Genomic DNA, 16613 nt, shown 5'->3' with positions numbered 1-16613 from the left:
GCGCTTTCGGGATGCTTTCGATAGGCATGAAAAAGGGCTATTTCGAAAAATTTGAAAGGCTTATTACAATTATTTTTTTAAATTTATGGTTTAAAATCGCGGGCACGCATTAAATCTATTTCTTGGTGTCGTTCGGATTATGTTCGGAACAGTAAAATTCGATTACGGCGACGCTTTATTTAATATTTTGCATTAGGATTATTTATGAATAAAAGAATTATACTAATAGCATCCTTTTTTGGGTTAACAGCTGTTATATTAGGAGCCTTCGGTGCGCATGGTCTGGAAAGTAAGATTAGTGATCATCATTTGGATACGTGGAAAACTGCGAATCAATATCACTTTTATCATACCTTGGCGCTTTTATTTCTCTCGACCTTTTCCAGGGCAAAGAATGCTTCTATTCGCGTGTCATTTATCGCGTTTACAATCGGTATTTTATTATTTTCTGGATCGCTGTATTTGCTTAGTGTTCGCGAATTATTGGGATTCGAAGGTATGACGTTTTTAGGCCCGGTTACACCACTCGGCGGTTTATTTTTTATCGCAGGCTGGATTGGATTGTTTATCGCGGCGGTGCGTAACCGATCCTAGACTGAGCGCAAGCACTATCAGTGACCTTTGTTTGTAACTAAATGAAGGCATTGTTTTTTATTCATATTTTCACTACGACGCGAACGATCTATACCCGGACAACCGTTGAAAGCGTAAATCTAATAACATTACGTGGTTTAACGGTTTTCGTACATTTACGACGAACGGATTAGCAAAAAGTTGCTGGCCGGATCGCCGGATATACCTTTAGCTAGGAGCACTAAAGGATAGAACCTGGTACACAGCGAAAACGAACGCAAGGTTTTCGGGGTGATTGAATACGATTGTCAAACAACGGGATTTTGCGTCCCATAGATTAACAACTACGGGCGGATAGCTCGGAAGTAACGCCTGCGGAGATGAATTTTTATTTTCGTCTACGAAGCAGGAAGCCCGTTTCATTAGCATTGCGATGGATGGGCATTTCATTTTTTGTTTTTATGTATGAAGAGTCATTGTTTCAGCAAGATCGACAAACCTTATTTGTAGAGGTAATTTTACCGCTTTTCATAGCCAAGACGTATACGTATCGAGTACCCGCGGAATGGAATGACCAAATCGAGGTGGGGAAACGGGTTATTGTACAGTTTGGTCGTAATAAGATATACTCGGCAATCGTCTATCGCGTTTCAGGAGAAGCGCCATTGAAGTACGAAGCGAAATATATTCTCAATATTATTGACGATGAGCCCATCGTGAAACAACAACACCTTGAAACCTGGGAGTGGATGTCGAGTTATTACATGTGTTACCTGGGGGAGGTAATGCAGGCAGCTTTACCTTCAGCGCTAAAAATGGCCAGTGAAACCAAGATTATCGCATCGAGCAATATAGACTTAGATCGCAGTTCGTTGTCGGATAAGGCATATTTGGTGATGGACGCTTTAGATGTTGCTAAAGAGTTGACCGTTAATGATATTGTCAAGCTTTTAGGGCAGAAGACAGTTTTTCCATTACTTAAATCTTTATTTGAGAAAGGCCATATTTTAATAGCTGAGGAGATTAAGGATCGTTATAAACCAAAGCGTAAGAGTTTTTTGGAGTTTGCATCCGAATTTCAGAGCGAGCAGAGCAAGCGACTGTTACTGGATTCGCTTAATCGAGCGCATAAACAACAGGACGCCGTTATTGGATTTATGCAGCTTCGCAAAGCTAAAGCCGAGGTTACTAAAGCCGAAGTAATGGAGGCTACTGCCGTTAGTTCGGGTGTAATTGCTTCGTTGATCGAGAAAGGTGTATTTATTGTTAATGAAAAAATTGTTTCCCGGTTCGAGGGAGAAGATATCGATTTTAGTGCGGAATTTAATTTTAACAAAAATCAAGCGCGCGCGTACACGGAAATTATTGATTGCTTTGAACAAAAAGACGTCGTACTTCTTCATGGGGTAACAGCATCAGGGAAAACGCAAATTTACATCCGTTTAATAGAAAAGGCGCTCCTAGAGGGTAAAAATGCATTGTATCTCTTGCCTGAGATTGCCTTAACCGCTCAAATTACTGAACGATTACGCGTTCATTTTGGCGATAAATTAGGTGTCTATCATTCCAAGTTTAACGACAATGAGCGCGCCGAAGTTTGGCATAAGGTGTTAAAAGGAGACCTGAAAGTGATTGTCGGAGCACGTTCTTCGGTGTTTTTGCCTTTTAAGGATTTGGGCTTAATTGTTATCGACGAGGAGCACGAGGTGTCTTACAAACAGTATGAACCGGCCCCGCGGTATCATGCTAGAGATACGGCGATATTCTTGGCTCAATCACATAAAGCCAAAGTAATTTTGGGCTCAGCAACACCATCGGTGGAAAGCTATTATAACGCCAAAGCAGGCAAATATGGATTGGTGGAACTCAAGGAGCGATTCGGCGAGGCGCAACTGCCAGAAATTTCCGTCGTAAACATTACCGAGGAAGGACGTAAAGAACAAATGTTTTCTTATTTCAGCGGTGTACTTTTGAACGGAATCAATGATGCATTACAAGAAAAGGAACAAGTGATCTTGTTTCAGAATCGACGCGGTCATACTCCATTCGTGCAGTGTAACAGTTGCGGGTGGGTGGCCAAATGCGTGAATTGTGATGTCAGTCTCACCTACCACAAGACTAGTAACCACATGCATTGCCATTACTGCGGGCATAATGAACCACCGATTCAGGTCTGCCCGGCATGTGGCATGTCTCATATTGAGAGTAAAGGCTTCGGTACCGAGCGTGTTGAGGAGGAGCTAGAACTGCTTTTGCCAAATGTGCGTACAGGTCGACTCGATCTAGATTCCACAAAGGGGAAATATGGTTTTGATAAAGTAATCACCGCATTTGATGAGCATGAATTTGATATTCTTATCGGTACACAGATGGTGGCAAAAGGGCTTGATTTTGGGCGCGTTAATTTAATCGGTATTATAAATGCCGATTCGATGATCAATTTCCCTGATTTCCGGGCTTACGAACGAGCCTTTTCGCTTTTCTCGCAGGTCGCTGGGCGCGCCGGACGCCGACGAAAACAAGGTCACGTTGTCATACAGACCTATACACCTAATCACCGCGTTATAGAACAGGTCATCGCGCACGATTATGAAGGGATGTTCATGACTGAAATCAAAGAACGTAAAAATTATTTTTACCCACCATTCTATCGATTAATTCGTATCGAGATTCGGCATACGGATATGCAGTTAGCCTATCATGGGGCGACCAAGCTTGCTAGTGCTTTGCGAGGACAGTTGGGTGAACGTGTACTCGGACCAGAGCCTCCATTAGTATCTCGTGTACGGAATTATTTTATTCAAACAATTACTTTAAAAATCGAGCGTAATAACGTGAGCATCGTAAAAGTGAAAGACTTGATACGTGTTTCTATTCAACAGTTTGAAATTGATAAAACAAATAAAGGGATAAGGCTGTCCATCGATGTTGATCCATATTAATCTGGGGATCGTTCCGGATCGATTCTATTTGAGTTTCTCCTGCTCTTTCCACTGTTTAGAGAACGATTTTTTAGCGATTGGTGGTAGTTCTCTTTTGGTGCCCCAGTTCTTTTTAAAGAACAGTCTTATGAAGAAATTTTTGAATTTTCCACCGAACATATCAATCAGTTTTCGGCGCTGGATAGCGTAGGTGAAGCCTTTCCACGTTTGCTTCTCTGCTGTCGAAACTAGGTTTTGATCAACAGCATCTTTTCGATTAAGCAGAAGCATGGTTTGTATGTCGATGCCTACTGGACAAACCTCCGTACATTTTCCACACAGCGAAGAGGCGTGACTGAGGTGATTAAATTCTTTCATGCCCTGTAGGTGGGGCGATATTAACGACCCGATAGGGCCTTGGTAGGTCGTTCCATACGTGTGTCCGCCAATGTTCTGGTATACGGGACAGACATTTAAACACGATCCACATCGAATGCAGTATAATCCCTGGCGCTGCTCCTTTTGCGCAAGCAGGTTCGTGCGCCCATTATCCAAAAGAATGACATACATTTCTTCTGGACCGTCCGATTCGTTAGTTTGTCGTGGACCGCTAAGTATCGTGTTATAAACGGTTAGGTTTTGTCCTGTGCCGTGTGTGGCGAGCAGGGGCCAAAATAAATCCAAATCCTGCATGTTTGGAATTATTTTTTCTATTCCCGCCACCGCGATGTGAATTTTTGGAAATGTTGTAGTTAAGCGTGCGTTACCTTCGTTTTCTGTAATTGCGATACTTCCCGTTTCGGAAACTAAGAAGTTGGCTCCGGAAATACCGATGTCTGCCGTTTTGTACTTTTCGCGAAGTAGTTCTCGAGCGGTCATCGTGAGCTGTTCGGCGGTTGCATCCAGAGGGGTGTCAAATTTCTCGTGGAACACTTTGGCAATTTCTTCCAAACTCAAGTGCATTGCTGGAGTTACAAAATGGTAGGGCTTCTGTCCTAAAAGCTGGATAATGAACTCTCCAAGGTCACTCTCAACGGTCTGGATACCATTTTCTTCCAAGAAACTGTTAAGTTCAATCTCCTCAGTAACCATCGACTTGGATTTGATGACAGATTTCGCTTGATGAAGATCTATAATGCGTGCTATTTCACGCTGCGCCTCTTCGGCATCGTTGGCCCATATTACATTCCCGCCGCGCCGCGTGAAGTTGCTCTCAAAGTCTAGTAAATATCGGTCGAGATTTTCCATGACTTTCCATTTAATCAGGTTAGCCTTTTTTTTGGAATTATCGAGATCTAAAAATTTACTTTTACCGCCCTCAAACGCCACATTGTATTTGTCGATATTGACATTAATAATGTCCCGGTGCGCTTGATCAAATGACTTGACAGCACTGTCGGTAAGAAATTTTTCTGCGATATTTTGCGCCATGTGGGTAAAAATAATCTTTTTTCAATGGATTAGCAAGGTAACTGGACTATTGGTTTGCGGTTAACGAAATGGGCGGCAGCTAAATGTAAAAGTTACGTATAGCTCGGATAGCGTGCTTTATGGATTTAAGGGGCTATAGTACAAATTTTAATTGTACTATAGCCCCTTAAATCACTAGAATTCTAACGGGGAATTAGTCTTGCACGTCTAGCTGGAGGTGCAATTCTTGTAATTGCGTTTGGTCGATCGCGGACGGCGCATCGATCATTATGTCGCGACCAGCGTTGTTCTTCGGAAACGCGATGAAATCGCGGATAGTTTCTTGCCCTCCTAAGATGGCGGTTAGCCGGTCAAGTCCAAATGCCAGACCTCCGTGCGGTGGCGCGCCGTATTCAAAGGCGTTCATCAGGAAGCCGAATTGTTTTTCGGCCTGCTCTTGGGTGAACCCGAGGTGTTTAAACATTAAGGCTTGCGTCTGTTTATCGTGTATACGTATTGACCCCCCACCAATTTCATTTCCGTTTAATACCAGGTCATAGGCGTTGGCACGCACTTCAACCGGATTCGTGTCAAGCAAATGTATGTCTTCCACTTTTGGTGAGGTGAAAGGGTGGTGCATCGCGTGGTAGCGGTTTGTATCTTGATCCCACTCTAAAAGCGGGAAGTCAATAACCCATAAAGGCGCGAATTCATCAGGCTTACGAAGACCTAGACGATTTCCTAGCTCCATGCGAAGCGCGCTTAACTGCCCGCGTGTTTTGTCGGCGGGTCCTGAAAGTATCAATATTAAATCACCTGCGCGTGCTTGGGTTGCTTTTGACCAGTTGGCTAAATCTTGTTGATCGTAGAATTTATCGACAGACGATTTAAACGTGCCGTCAATTTCGCATTTGCAGTACACCATACCCAAGGCCCCTACTTGCGGACGTTTAACCCAGTTGACCAGCTCGTCAATTTGTTTGCGTGTATAGGATGCAGCGCCCGGAACAGCGATACCGACAACAAGCTCTGCATTATTGAATACGGTGAAATCTTTGTTTTGAGCAACAGTGTTTAATTCACCGAATTCCATTCCAAACCGGATATCCGGTTTGTCATTACCATATTTATTCATCGCCTCACGATACGTCATGCGAGGGAACTTGTCGAGTTCAATATGATGTATTTCACGCAATAAATGACGTGTTAGCCCTTCGAAAACTTCTAGTATATCTTCCTGATCGATAAATGACATCTCACAGTCTATCTGTGTGAACTCAGGTTGACGATCGGAGCGAAGATCTTCATCACGAAAACACTTCACAATTTGAAAATAACGGTCCATACCGGCGACCATTAATAGTTGTTTAAACGTTTGCGGCGATTGTGGTAGGGCGTAAAATTGACCCGGATTCATTCGCGAGGGAACAACGAAATCTCTTGCACCTTCGGGTGTGGATTTAATTAAATAAGGGGTTTCTATTTCGCAAAAATCTAGGTTCGATAAATAGTTTCGCACCTGCTGGGTTACTTTATGACGAAACAATAAGCTGTTTTTAACGGGATTTCGGCGGATGTCAAGATATCGGTATTTCATGCGGATATCTTCACCTCCGTCTGTATCATCCTCGATCGTAAAAGGAGGAACTTGCGCCTGGTTTAATATTTGTAACTCATTAACAAGTATTTCGACTTCACCGGTTAACATGGTTGTGTTTTTTGCCTCGCGTTCGATGACCGTACCTTTTACCTGTATAACGAACTCTCGACCCAGAGACTTTGCCAGTTGCATGATGGATTTTTGCGTCCGAGATTCGTCAAATATGAGCTGTGTAATACCGTAACGATCCCGCAAATCGACCCAAATCATAAAACCCTTATCACGGGACTTCTGTACCCATCCAGATAGGGTAACATCCTTTGTTACGTCGGCAATACGTAATTCGCCACAATTATGACTTCTATACATTATAAACTAGAAATTTTAAAAATTTATACAAAATGAGCATAAGCACGCACGTCGCATTGTTTCACGGCGGGATATACCAAACGAACTCGATTTCGTACAAAAATATCGCATTTCGTGGACAATAAAGAAAGTTTGTAGTTCTAATCTACTCTCTTTTGTGACACATTCTCCCACCGCCGTTTAAGAACAGGGACAGGTTACACCACTTTTCCCCACCAAGGGGGCAGTTGCTTGAAAATTTCGGTATTTGAAGGCTTTTGTTTGAGATGTAAATGTGCCAAAATTGCTTATCTAATTACCAGGTGTTTCGATGACTAACGAAATTAATTTTCGCGAGGATCACCTTGTAACCCTTTGTTTGTAAGGCTGTACGCGGGTGTTAGCCAACTCGAGTTTCGTTTGTAGTGGCGTTATTTTCGATGTGGAAAACTTTTTTGTGTTATATTGTGGGGGAAAGTGGGAGAAAGTGTATACTTTTACATTATAATTAGAAAGAAGTGATATAAATAAATGGATTATTTAATCGGAGAATACGAATGCAAGTTGGACGCCAAAGGAAGAATGGTTGTTCCTGCCGGGCTCAAAAGGCAATTGCCTGATGTCGAGCGTGAAGGGCTTGTGGTGAATCGTGGTTTCGAGAAGAATTTAGTTGTTTATACGCGCGGTGAATGGAATAAGATTTTGGATCAACTTTCGCGCCTCAGTCAGTTTCAGAAAAAGGGGAGAGAGTTTGTGCGCAAATTTACGAGCGGTGCTACCGAATTGATGTTGGATTCGGCTGGGCGGGTTTTGTTACCAAAGAGTCTGTTAGAGTATGCGGAAGTGGGTAGTGAGCTCGTCTTAGCGTGTAACCTTCGGAAAATCGAAGTGTGGTCCAAGTCAGAGTATGATAGGCAAATGGTAGAGTTGGCGACAGAGGATTTTTCAGATTTAGCGGAGCAGGTGATGGGTGGATTTGATCTGGAAGGAGGTTTAAATGGCTAATCCTCGCGCATATCATATCCCGGTGATGTTGAACGAATGCATGGATGCACTGGCAATTAAACCTGATGGTGTTTATGTTGATGTTACTTTTGGTGGGGGTGGACACTCTAGAGAGATTTTAAGCCGCTTGGGTGAGAATGGTCGCCTGATTGCTTTTGATCAGGATCCTGATGCAGTGGAGAATGCTATTGACGATCCTCGGTTTACCCTTGTGCAGCATAATTTTAAATTCTTGAAAAACAATTTAAGATTACTCGGTATACGCAGTGTGGATGGGGTTTTAGGTGACCTAGGGGTTTCCTCGCATCAGTTTGATTCGCCGGAAAGAGGTTTTTCAATTCGTTACGATGCTGACCTAGACATGCGCATGGATCAGGTAGCTGACTTGGACGCTAAGAAAGTGCTAAATACATACAGCGAGGCGGAATTACATCGCATTTTTGGGATGTACGGTGAAATTCAAAATGCGCGTACACTCGCGAAAGCGATTGTTGTAGCTCGTTTAACCAAGGGCATTGAAACAGTTGCTGAATTGAAAGAAGCGATTGTGCGATTAGTACCTAAAGGTAAAGAACATAAATATCACGCACAGGTGTTTCAGGCATTGCGTATTGAGGTTAATCAAGAACTCGATGCTTTGCAGGAGTTTTTGGAGCAAACTGTTGCTGTGCTGAAGCCCGCGGGGCGGTTGGTTGTCATGTCCTATCATTCCTTAGAGGATAGATTGGTGAAGAATTTTATGCAAAAGGGAAAGTTTAGGGGAGATGTAGAGAAGGATTTTTATGGTAATGAGATCAAACCTTTTAAAGTTATAAGCAGAAAGGCTATAAGTGCTGGGGCTGATGAGTTGGAGTTAAATAATAGAGCACGTAGTGCGAAGTTGCGAGTGGCAGAACGACAGACTTAAGCTTAGATTATGGCTAGGAATACAATAAAAAGTAAAGAATTAAGCGACGAGGTTCAGGAAGAGATTCAGGAATCTGTCGAAGAGAAAGTTGAGGAAACGCATCATTTTCTGCGTTCGATCTTTGTAGCTAAGCCGCTTTCAAGCTATTTGGTGACCAAGAATCTTCCGTTCGCTGCCTTTGTTGCTTTAATTGGATTGGTTTATATATCAAATAGGCATTTGGCTGAAAGAACAGTTCGTTCCATAGATGGTTTAGCCGGAGATGTGAAGGAATTGAGTTGGGATTATAAGTCACTTTCTGCGGAATTAATGAAATTAACAACGCAATCAGAAATCGCTAAGCGCGCAGATACATTGGGATTAAAAGAACGTCGACAGCCTGCAATTAAACTGGAAGTAAACGAAGAAGCGGAGTAAAAGTAAAAAAGAAAACTAGAGGCAAATGAATATAAGGAAATCTATACTTATGAGGGTATACCTGGCATTCGGGCTTATGGTGTTTGGTGCTTTGCTGGTATTTGGGAAATTGATTCATTTGCAATATGTAGATGGTGCGGAGTGGCGCGCGATGGTTGATAGCTTGACGATTCGCGAGCGAACTATTGAGGCGGTTCGTGGGAATATTTACTCGAATGACGGTAGCTTGTTAGCGACGTCGGTTCCCGAGTATGAGGTGCGGTTTGATGCAATGTCGATTCCGGAGGAAGCGAATGATATATTTAATTCAAAAGTCGACTCGCTGGCAAGTCGTTTAGAAAAGAAGTTTGGTGATCGTTCTTCACGTCAATATTTAACGCTACTGAAGAACGCACGCGCTAAGGGACATCGCTACGTACTGCTACAGCGAGACGTGTCGCATCAGGACTTAAAAATAATTAAAAATTTCCCTTTGCTTCATACTTTTCGGGATGGTAAAAAACGTTATCCTACAAGCCTTGTTACGGTGCGTCAAAATAAGCGAATATTGCCTTTTACGAACCTAGCGGCACGTACGATTGGTTATAAAAATACTAAAGGAGATACCGTTTTAGTTGGATTGGAGGGAGCCTATGGTTCTTATATCGATGGTAAAAGTGGTTCTCAGATAATGCAGCGGATCGCCGGAGGCGTGTGGGTTCCGGTAAATCGAGAAGTTGAGGTCGCGCCGGTTGATGGGTCTGATATTATTTCTACGCTCGATGTTAATATGCAAGATATGGCACAACGTGCTTTAGAAAAGCAGTTGATTGCTGTCGATGCTGACAATGGTTGTGTTGTTTTAATGGAGGTTAAAACTGGAGAAGTGCGGGCGATTGCAAATTTCACGAGGGATAGTGAAGGTGTGTTTCGTGAGAAATATAATTATGCTATTGCGCAGGGGGCAGATCCTGGTTCAACGTTTAAGTTGGCAAGCTATTTAGCCCTTTTGGACGATGATTATGTGGATACCACCTCGACCGTGGACGTTGGAAACGGAACGTATAAAGTTCCCTCGCACACCATTCGTGATTCACATGCGCCAAAGAAATCGGTTATGACCGTTAGTGAGGCATTCGAGCAATCCTCAAATGTGGGAATTGCAAAATTAGTGAATACGTTCTATTCCGAGCATCCAGAAAAATATACGGAAAAGCTGCATGATTTTGGCCTTGGAGATCCATTAGGCTTGCAGATTCCCGGGGAAACAAAACCGTGGGTTAAATCTCCCGATAGTCGCACATGGAGTAAGCTTTCCTTAGTGCAGATGGCGTATGGGTATGAGCTTCGACTAACTCCGTTGCAAACGTTGGCTTTTTACAATGCCGTTGCAAATGATGGTAAGCTCCTAGCCCCCCTTTTTGTCAAGGAGATACGGCATTTAGGAAACACCATTGAAAAGTTCGATGCGCGTGTTCTTAGAGAGCGTATTGCTTCGCCTGATGCTATTCGTCAGGCACAGGATATGCTCGAGCGAGTGATGGTAAAAGGAACCGGAAAAACGTTAAGTTCTCCGCTTTACAGCTCTGGTGGTAAAACTGGGACTGCGCAAATGAACGATGGTGCTCGAGGGTATGGTGCTCGGCGTTATCAGTCCTCATTTGCTGGCTATTTTCCAGCGGAAGATCCGAAGTATTCCATGATTGTGGTTATTAGAAATCCAAGAAAAGGGTATTACGGGGCGACAACAGCGGGGCCTGTGTTTAAAGAGTTGGCCGATATGGTTTTTGCTAACGATATGGGGTTACATAAGACATTTGCAAGTAGAAAAGTGAATACCGTGGGGTCAACAATTCCATTGACGCTCGTCGGATCCAAAGAGGCTTCGAATGCAGTTTATCAAGCATTAGGATTTCGACCGACTAATTGGAGTGCACTCGTGCAAAATGTAGATACGGCCGGTAAAGGAATCCCATTTGTGGAGACGAGTATCAAAGAAGGTGTCGTTCCTAATGTACAGGGGATGGGGTTGACCGATGCGATATATGTAATGGAAAATGCGGGGTTTAAGACACATGTTACCGGAAAAGGTAAAGTCATCAACCAGTCGCTTGCCGCGGGAACAAAATCGAAAGTTGGTACGCCAATCATATTGGCATTGAATTAAGGATATGAAGCTGAAAGAACTATTACATGCGATTCCCGTTCAGCAATTTCAAGGAGAACTTGAGGTTGATGTCTTGTCGTTGTGTTTCGATTCTCGAATCGCAGTGGATGACAGTTTGTTTGTTGCAGTTCGAGGTGAACATACCGATGGTCACCTGTATGTTGATAAAGCGATCGCTCAAGGTGCTAAAGTAATCGTACTTGACGAATATCCTGTCGTGTTTAACGATGATGTAACCTATGTTTTAGTTGCCGACACCTCGTATGTGCTGGGTTTGTTAGCGACAAATTTTTACGGTGATCCTTCAAAAGAACTAAAACTTGTCGGTGTTACCGGCACCAATGGTAAGACGACCATCGCGACCCTATTATTTAATTTATTTGAAAATTTGGGTTATCACGTTGGTTTGATATCCACTGTTGAGAACAGAATTGGTAGTGAAATAATTGCAGCAACGCACACCACGCCAGATCCTATAGTCTTGAACTCGTTGTTGCGTAGAATGGTCGACCAAGGTTGTGATTACTGTTTCATGGAGGTTAGTTCCCATGCGATTGTGCAGCAACGTACTGCTGGATTACGCTTTGCAGGTGGGGTTTTTACGAATATTACACACGATCATTTAGATTTCCATTCGACGTTTGCTAATTATATCAACGCGAAGAAAAAGTTTTTCGACGATTTGGATCGTTTTGCATTTGCTTTAACCAATCATGATGATCGCAACGGTATGGTTATGCTTCAAAATACGTTTGGCCATAAAAAAACCTACGGTTTGAAAAATATGGCCGACTTTAAGGCGAAGATTATCGAAAGTCATTTTGACGGGATGCTGCTAGAAATCGATAGTCATCAAGTGTGGGTGAAACTCGTTGGTGGATTTAATGCTTACAACCTGTTGGCGGTCTATGGCACGGCAATCCTACTGGAACAAGAAACAATGAAGGTATTGACGATGATGAGTGAAATTGTAGGTGCTGAAGGACGCTTTGAGGTGGTGCATGCTAAAAATGGCGTGGTTGGCGTAGTCGACTACGCTCACACCCCCGATGCTGTTGAAAATGTGCTCTCCACCATACGGGAATTGCGTCAAGGAAAACAACAGATAATCACTGTTTTGGGTTGCGGTGGGGATCGTGATAAAACCAAACGGCCCGAGATGGCAAAGACTGCGGTTCGTTTGAGCGATAAAGTTATCATTACTTCTGATAATCCGAGGACAGAAGATCCACTGGCGATCATTCGTGACATGGAGCTAGGCGTGGATAGTAAAGATCGTAAGAACGTTTTTACTATCGCAGAAAGACGAGAGGCTATACGTGCCGCTTGCCATTTGGCCCAACCCGGTGACGTTGTTTTAGTAGCAGGGAAGGGGCACGAAAAGTATCAAGAGATTTCAGGCGTTAGACATCATTTCGATGATAGGGAAATATTAGAAGAAACATTTAACGAACAATAGAGATGTTATATTACTTATTTACGTGGTTACAAGAAAATATGCATATACCTGGAGCGGGGTTGTTTCAATACATCTCGTTTCGGACGGCTATGGCTGTTATTGTTTCGTTGATTATTACCACAGTATTCGGTGGGCGGTTGATAAGAGCGCTCCATAACAAGCAAGTTGGTGAAACAATTAGGGACCTAGGTCTGGACGGGGAGAAGCAAAAAGCCGGAACACCAACCATGGGTGGGCTAATAATTATTGCGGGGATATTAATTCCTACGCTACTGTTTGCGAAATTGGATAATATCTACGTCATCATTTTGATCATTACTACCGTATGGATGGGTGCGATCGGCTTCTTGGACGATTATATAAAAGTATTTAAAAAAAATAAAGAAGGTTTGGCTGGTCGCTTTAAAGTTATTGGGCAAATTGGTTTGGGGACTTTGATCGCTATTACGATGTATTTTCATCCTGATATTGTTGCGCGTCAACAGGTTCAAAACCCCACCTCAACCAAGGCTGTTCAAATAATGACCGACACCCAAACGGGTGAGCGCTATTATGCGGAAAATGTAAAGTCAACTAAAACGAATATTCCATTTTATAAAAACAATGAATTTGACTACGCTAAGGTGCTTAGTATGTTCGGGTTGAATAGTAGCTTGGCTACTTTTATTGTGTTTTTGATCGTTGTTGTTTTTATTGTGACTGCGGTTTCTAACGGGGCCAACATTACCGATGGTATCGATGGGCTCGCAACGGGTACATCTGCTATTATTGGGATTACTCTGGCCATCTTAGCTTATGTTTCGGGTAACGTTATCTTTTCGGATTACTTGAACATCATGTATATCCCAAACTCCGGCGAGCTCGTGATTTTTGCAGGTGCTTTTGTGGGGGCGTGTACCGGTTTTTTATGGTACAATGCATTCCCAGCGCAGGTGTTTATGGGTGATACGGGAAGTTTGGCTATTGGAGGAATCATTGCGGCCTTTGCAATACTTATTCGCAAAGAGTTGTTGATACCTATTTTATGTGGCGTATTTCTCATTGAGAATGTATCAGTTATACTACAGGTATCGTATTTCAAATATACAAAAAAGAAGTATGGAGAAGGTAGGCGTATCTTTTTAATGTCGCCGGTTCACCACCATTATCAAAAAAAGGGGTATCACGAATCAAAGATCGTTATGCGGTTCTTCATCGTGTCCATTATTCTAGCAATTTTAACGATAGTAACCTTAAAAGTTAGATAGAATGCCAAATATTGAAAATACATATTATCCACAGTCGGGTTTTCTTGTCGTTCTTGGCGCAGGGGAAAGCGGTATTGGTGCTGCAATATTAGGCAAAGAGAAAGGTTTCGATGTATTTGTTTCGGATAAGGGTGTTATCGCCACATCCTTTGAAGAAACATTAGTATATGAATCGATTGCCTTTGAACAGGGGCAGCACAGTGTCGACAAGATCTTGCGGGCCGACCTGATCGTAAAAAGCCCTGGAATTCCCGAACACGCTCCGCTCATTACGCAGCTAAAGGCTTCAGGTGTGCTTGTGATATCGGAGATTGAATTTGCAGCGCAATATACCGACGCTACATTGTACTGTATCACGGGGTCTAACGGTAAATCGACTACAACAATGTTAACCTACCACATGTTACAAAAAGGAGGCGTAAATATCGGCCTGGCGGGAAACATTGGGAAAAGTTTTGCATTGCAAGTTGCACGTGAAAATTTTGACGTGTATGTTTTGGAAATCTCGAGTTTTATGTTGGATGATATGTATCATTTTCGTGCTGACGTTGCTGTGCTGCTAAATGTAACGCCGGATCATTTAGATCGCTACGACCATAAAATTGAAAATTACATCGCTTCGAAATTTCGCATAATTCGAAATCAACGTGAGAGCGACTACTTTATTTACTGTGCAGACGATGAACTTACCGTTCAAGGATTAGCGGAATATAAAACCGATGCGACATACTTGCCATTTACCCAATTAGGGGATGTTCAAGTAGGGGCGCACCTTGACGGCTCAAATAATATTATAATTAACGTACCTAACAAAGACACTTTTACGATGAATATCGAAGAACTATCCCTTCAGGGAAAACATAACGTCTACAATAATATGGCCTCTGGGTTAATAGCGAAAGTACAGGAGCTGCGCAACCAGACGATGAAAGAAAGTATGGAGTCCTATGTGAACATTCCACATCGTTTGGAGCATGTCGCTTGTATAGGTGGGGTGAACTATATCAACGACTCGAAAGGAACAAACGTTAACTCTGTTTGGTACGCTCTCGAGAGTTTTTCGCCGGATATTGTCCTCATTATGGGTGGAGTTGATAAAGGGAATGATTACGAAATGTTGCGTGATTTGGTTAAAACCAAAGTGAAAGCCATTGTGTGTATTGGTAAAGACTCAACACGAATTCATGAGTCTTTTGAGGATGATACCGATGTTATCGTGAATGCCTCCTCGATGAAGGACGCCGTAGAAATTTCGTCATACTTAGCAAAAAAGGGTGATACCGTTCTTCTTTCGCCAGCGTGTGCCAGTTTCGATTGGTTTAAGAATTTTGAAGAACGAGGTGATAAGTTTAAAGAAGCTGTAATGAGCCTTTAAAAGATTAAATAATGGAACAGATATTTAGTAAGCTACGAGGAGATAAGTGGATATGGATAATTGTTATTATCCTATCTGGCTGGTCTTTGCTTGCCGTATACAGTTCAGTTGGAACTTTGGCCTATAAAGAGGGTAAAGGCACGGAGATGTACTTAGTTAAGCATTTCTCGATCATCGCCATCGGGTTGGTGTTGATGTATCTGTCGCACAAGTTGGATTATCGTTATTATGCAGGTATATCTAAATTGCTAATGCTGATAACGATACCCTTGTTGCTTTTTACATTGATCGGTGGCAATAGCGTAAACGATGCAAGTCGCTGGGTTACAATTCCGGTGATTAATCAAACGTTTCAAACGTCAGATTTAGCAAAGCTGGCCTTAATCACCTTTCTTGCGCGGATGCTCTCGCGTAAACAGGAGGATATCAAAGATGTGAAGCGCTCATTTGTTCCTATTATGGGGGCCGTTTGTGCGGTGTTTATTTTGATTGCGTGGGCGAATTTGTCAACAGCCCTGATGTTATTTGGTACCTGCGTTCTGTTACTTCTTATTGGTCGTATTAGCGCTAAGCAGATAGGCATTGTTTGTGTGGGGGGGGGATTTCTACTCGTGCTGGTGATACTTATCGGACCAAGAAGGGCAACCTATTTAAGTCGAATCGAAGGTTTTTTTCGTACGGAACAGGCTACGGGAAATCCGGTACCTTTTCAAGAAGATAAAAACTACCAAGCCAAGCTTGCAAAAATGACGATTGCGTCGGGAGAGTTTTTCGGAAAAGGGGCAGGGAATAGCGTAGGACGTAATTTGTTACCGCATCCCTATTCCGATTTTATTTTCGCGATTATAATTGAAGAGTACGGGACACTGGGTGGCGCAATTTTATTGTTTCTTTACCTTGCACTGATGTATCGATGTATTCGTATTGTGACTTTATCGCCACGCGCATTCGGTGCTTTTTTAGCAGCAGGGCTTGGCTTTAGTTTGACGATACAGGCGCTGTCAAATATGGGTGTGGCAGTTGGATTGGGGCCGGTTACCGGTGTTCCACTTCCGTTAGTAAGTATGGGGGGGACCTCGATATTATTTACCAGTATTGCATTAGGAATTATCCTCAGTGTGAGTAGGAATGTAGAGGAATTAAAGAATAAAGAAGAATTAAATGAATCACCACAATCTAGGAAGGTTGTAGTGGGGACAATATAA

At 42.8% G+C, this 16613-nt stretch carries 12 protein-coding genes; 10 read left to right on the top strand and 2 right to left on the bottom strand.

Annotated features, from left to right (window positions below; genetic code table 11):
* Nucleotides 1-204: 204 nt before the first annotated feature.
* Nucleotides 205-594, top strand: a complete 390-nt coding sequence (locus FM107_RS06285; RefSeq protein ID WP_086947662.1) for a DUF423 domain-containing protein — start codon at nucleotides 205-207, stop codon at nucleotides 592-594.
* A 359-nt stretch (nucleotides 595-953) separates the two neighbouring features.
* Complete coding sequence (priA, locus tag FM107_RS06280) at nucleotides 954-3515, top strand: primosomal protein N' (RefSeq protein ID WP_306298637.1); 2562 nt, start codon at nucleotides 954-956, stop codon at nucleotides 3513-3515.
* Nucleotides 3516-3539: 24 nt separating this feature from the next.
* Here priA and FM107_RS06275 read toward each other — a convergent pair whose 3' ends face one another.
* The gene (locus FM107_RS06275) at nucleotides 3540-4925 is read right to left on the bottom strand and encodes a LutB/LldF family L-lactate oxidation iron-sulfur protein (RefSeq protein WP_086947661.1); all 1386 of its coding nucleotides are present in this window, start codon (nucleotides 4923-4925) and stop codon (nucleotides 3540-3542) included.
* Between the two features lie 193 nt (nucleotides 4926-5118).
* A complete protein-coding gene (gene aspS, locus FM107_RS06270) occupies nucleotides 5119-6873 on the bottom strand; it encodes an aspartate--tRNA ligase (RefSeq protein WP_086947660.1) in 1755 nt (584 codons plus the stop codon).
* A gap of 510 nt (nucleotides 6874-7383) precedes the next feature.
* Here aspS and mraZ point away from each other — a divergent pair.
* The 8 genes from mraZ to FM107_RS06230 are packed head-to-tail and all read left to right on the top strand — an operon-like array spanning nucleotide 7384 to nucleotide 16613.
* Nucleotides 7384-7857: a division/cell wall cluster transcriptional repressor MraZ gene (gene mraZ, locus FM107_RS06265; RefSeq protein ID WP_086947659.1), complete on the top strand. Its 474-nt coding sequence runs from the start codon at nucleotides 7384-7386 to the stop codon at nucleotides 7855-7857.
* On the top strand, nucleotides 7850-8764 hold the full coding sequence (gene rsmH, locus FM107_RS06260; RefSeq protein ID WP_086947658.1) for a 16S rRNA (cytosine(1402)-N(4))-methyltransferase RsmH: 915 nt from the start codon (nucleotides 7850-7852) through the stop codon (nucleotides 8762-8764). Before mraZ ends, rsmH begins: the two co-directional genes overlap by 8 nt.
* A 9-nt stretch (nucleotides 8765-8773) precedes the next feature.
* Nucleotides 8774-9181: an FtsL-like putative cell division protein gene (locus FM107_RS06255; protein ID WP_086947657.1), complete on the top strand. Its 408-nt coding sequence runs from the start codon at nucleotides 8774-8776 to the stop codon at nucleotides 9179-9181.
* Between the two features lie 25 nt (nucleotides 9182-9206).
* Nucleotides 9207-11327 (top strand): penicillin-binding protein, encoded by a 2121-nt coding sequence (locus FM107_RS06250; protein WP_086947656.1) that lies wholly within the window; start codon nucleotides 9207-9209, stop codon nucleotides 11325-11327.
* Between the two features lie 4 nt (nucleotides 11328-11331).
* On the top strand, nucleotides 11332-12786 hold the full coding sequence (locus tag FM107_RS06245) for a UDP-N-acetylmuramoyl-L-alanyl-D-glutamate--2,6-diaminopimelate ligase (protein ID WP_086947655.1): 1455 nt from the start codon (nucleotides 11332-11334) through the stop codon (nucleotides 12784-12786).
* Between the two features lie 2 nt (nucleotides 12787-12788).
* Nucleotides 12789-14033 (top strand): phospho-N-acetylmuramoyl-pentapeptide-transferase, encoded by a 1245-nt coding sequence (gene mraY / locus FM107_RS06240; protein ID WP_086947654.1) that lies wholly within the window; start codon nucleotides 12789-12791, stop codon nucleotides 14031-14033.
* A 1-nt stretch (nucleotide 14034) separates the two neighbouring features.
* Complete coding sequence (murD, locus tag FM107_RS06235; protein WP_086947653.1) at nucleotides 14035-15408, top strand: UDP-N-acetylmuramoyl-L-alanine--D-glutamate ligase; 1374 nt, start codon at nucleotides 14035-14037, stop codon at nucleotides 15406-15408.
* Nucleotides 15409-15419: 11 nt separating this feature from the next.
* Entirely contained in the window at nucleotides 15420-16613 is a 1194-nt protein-coding gene (locus tag FM107_RS06230) for an FtsW/RodA/SpoVE family cell cycle protein (protein ID WP_086947652.1), read from the top strand.

Source organism: Sphingobacterium sp. JB170 (assembly GCF_900163865.1).
Taxonomy (GTDB): domain Bacteria; phylum Bacteroidota; class Bacteroidia; order Sphingobacteriales; family Sphingobacteriaceae; genus Sphingobacterium.
The sequence above is the reverse complement of the archived record's forward strand: the minus strand, read 5'-3'. Positions and strand labels throughout refer to the sequence as shown.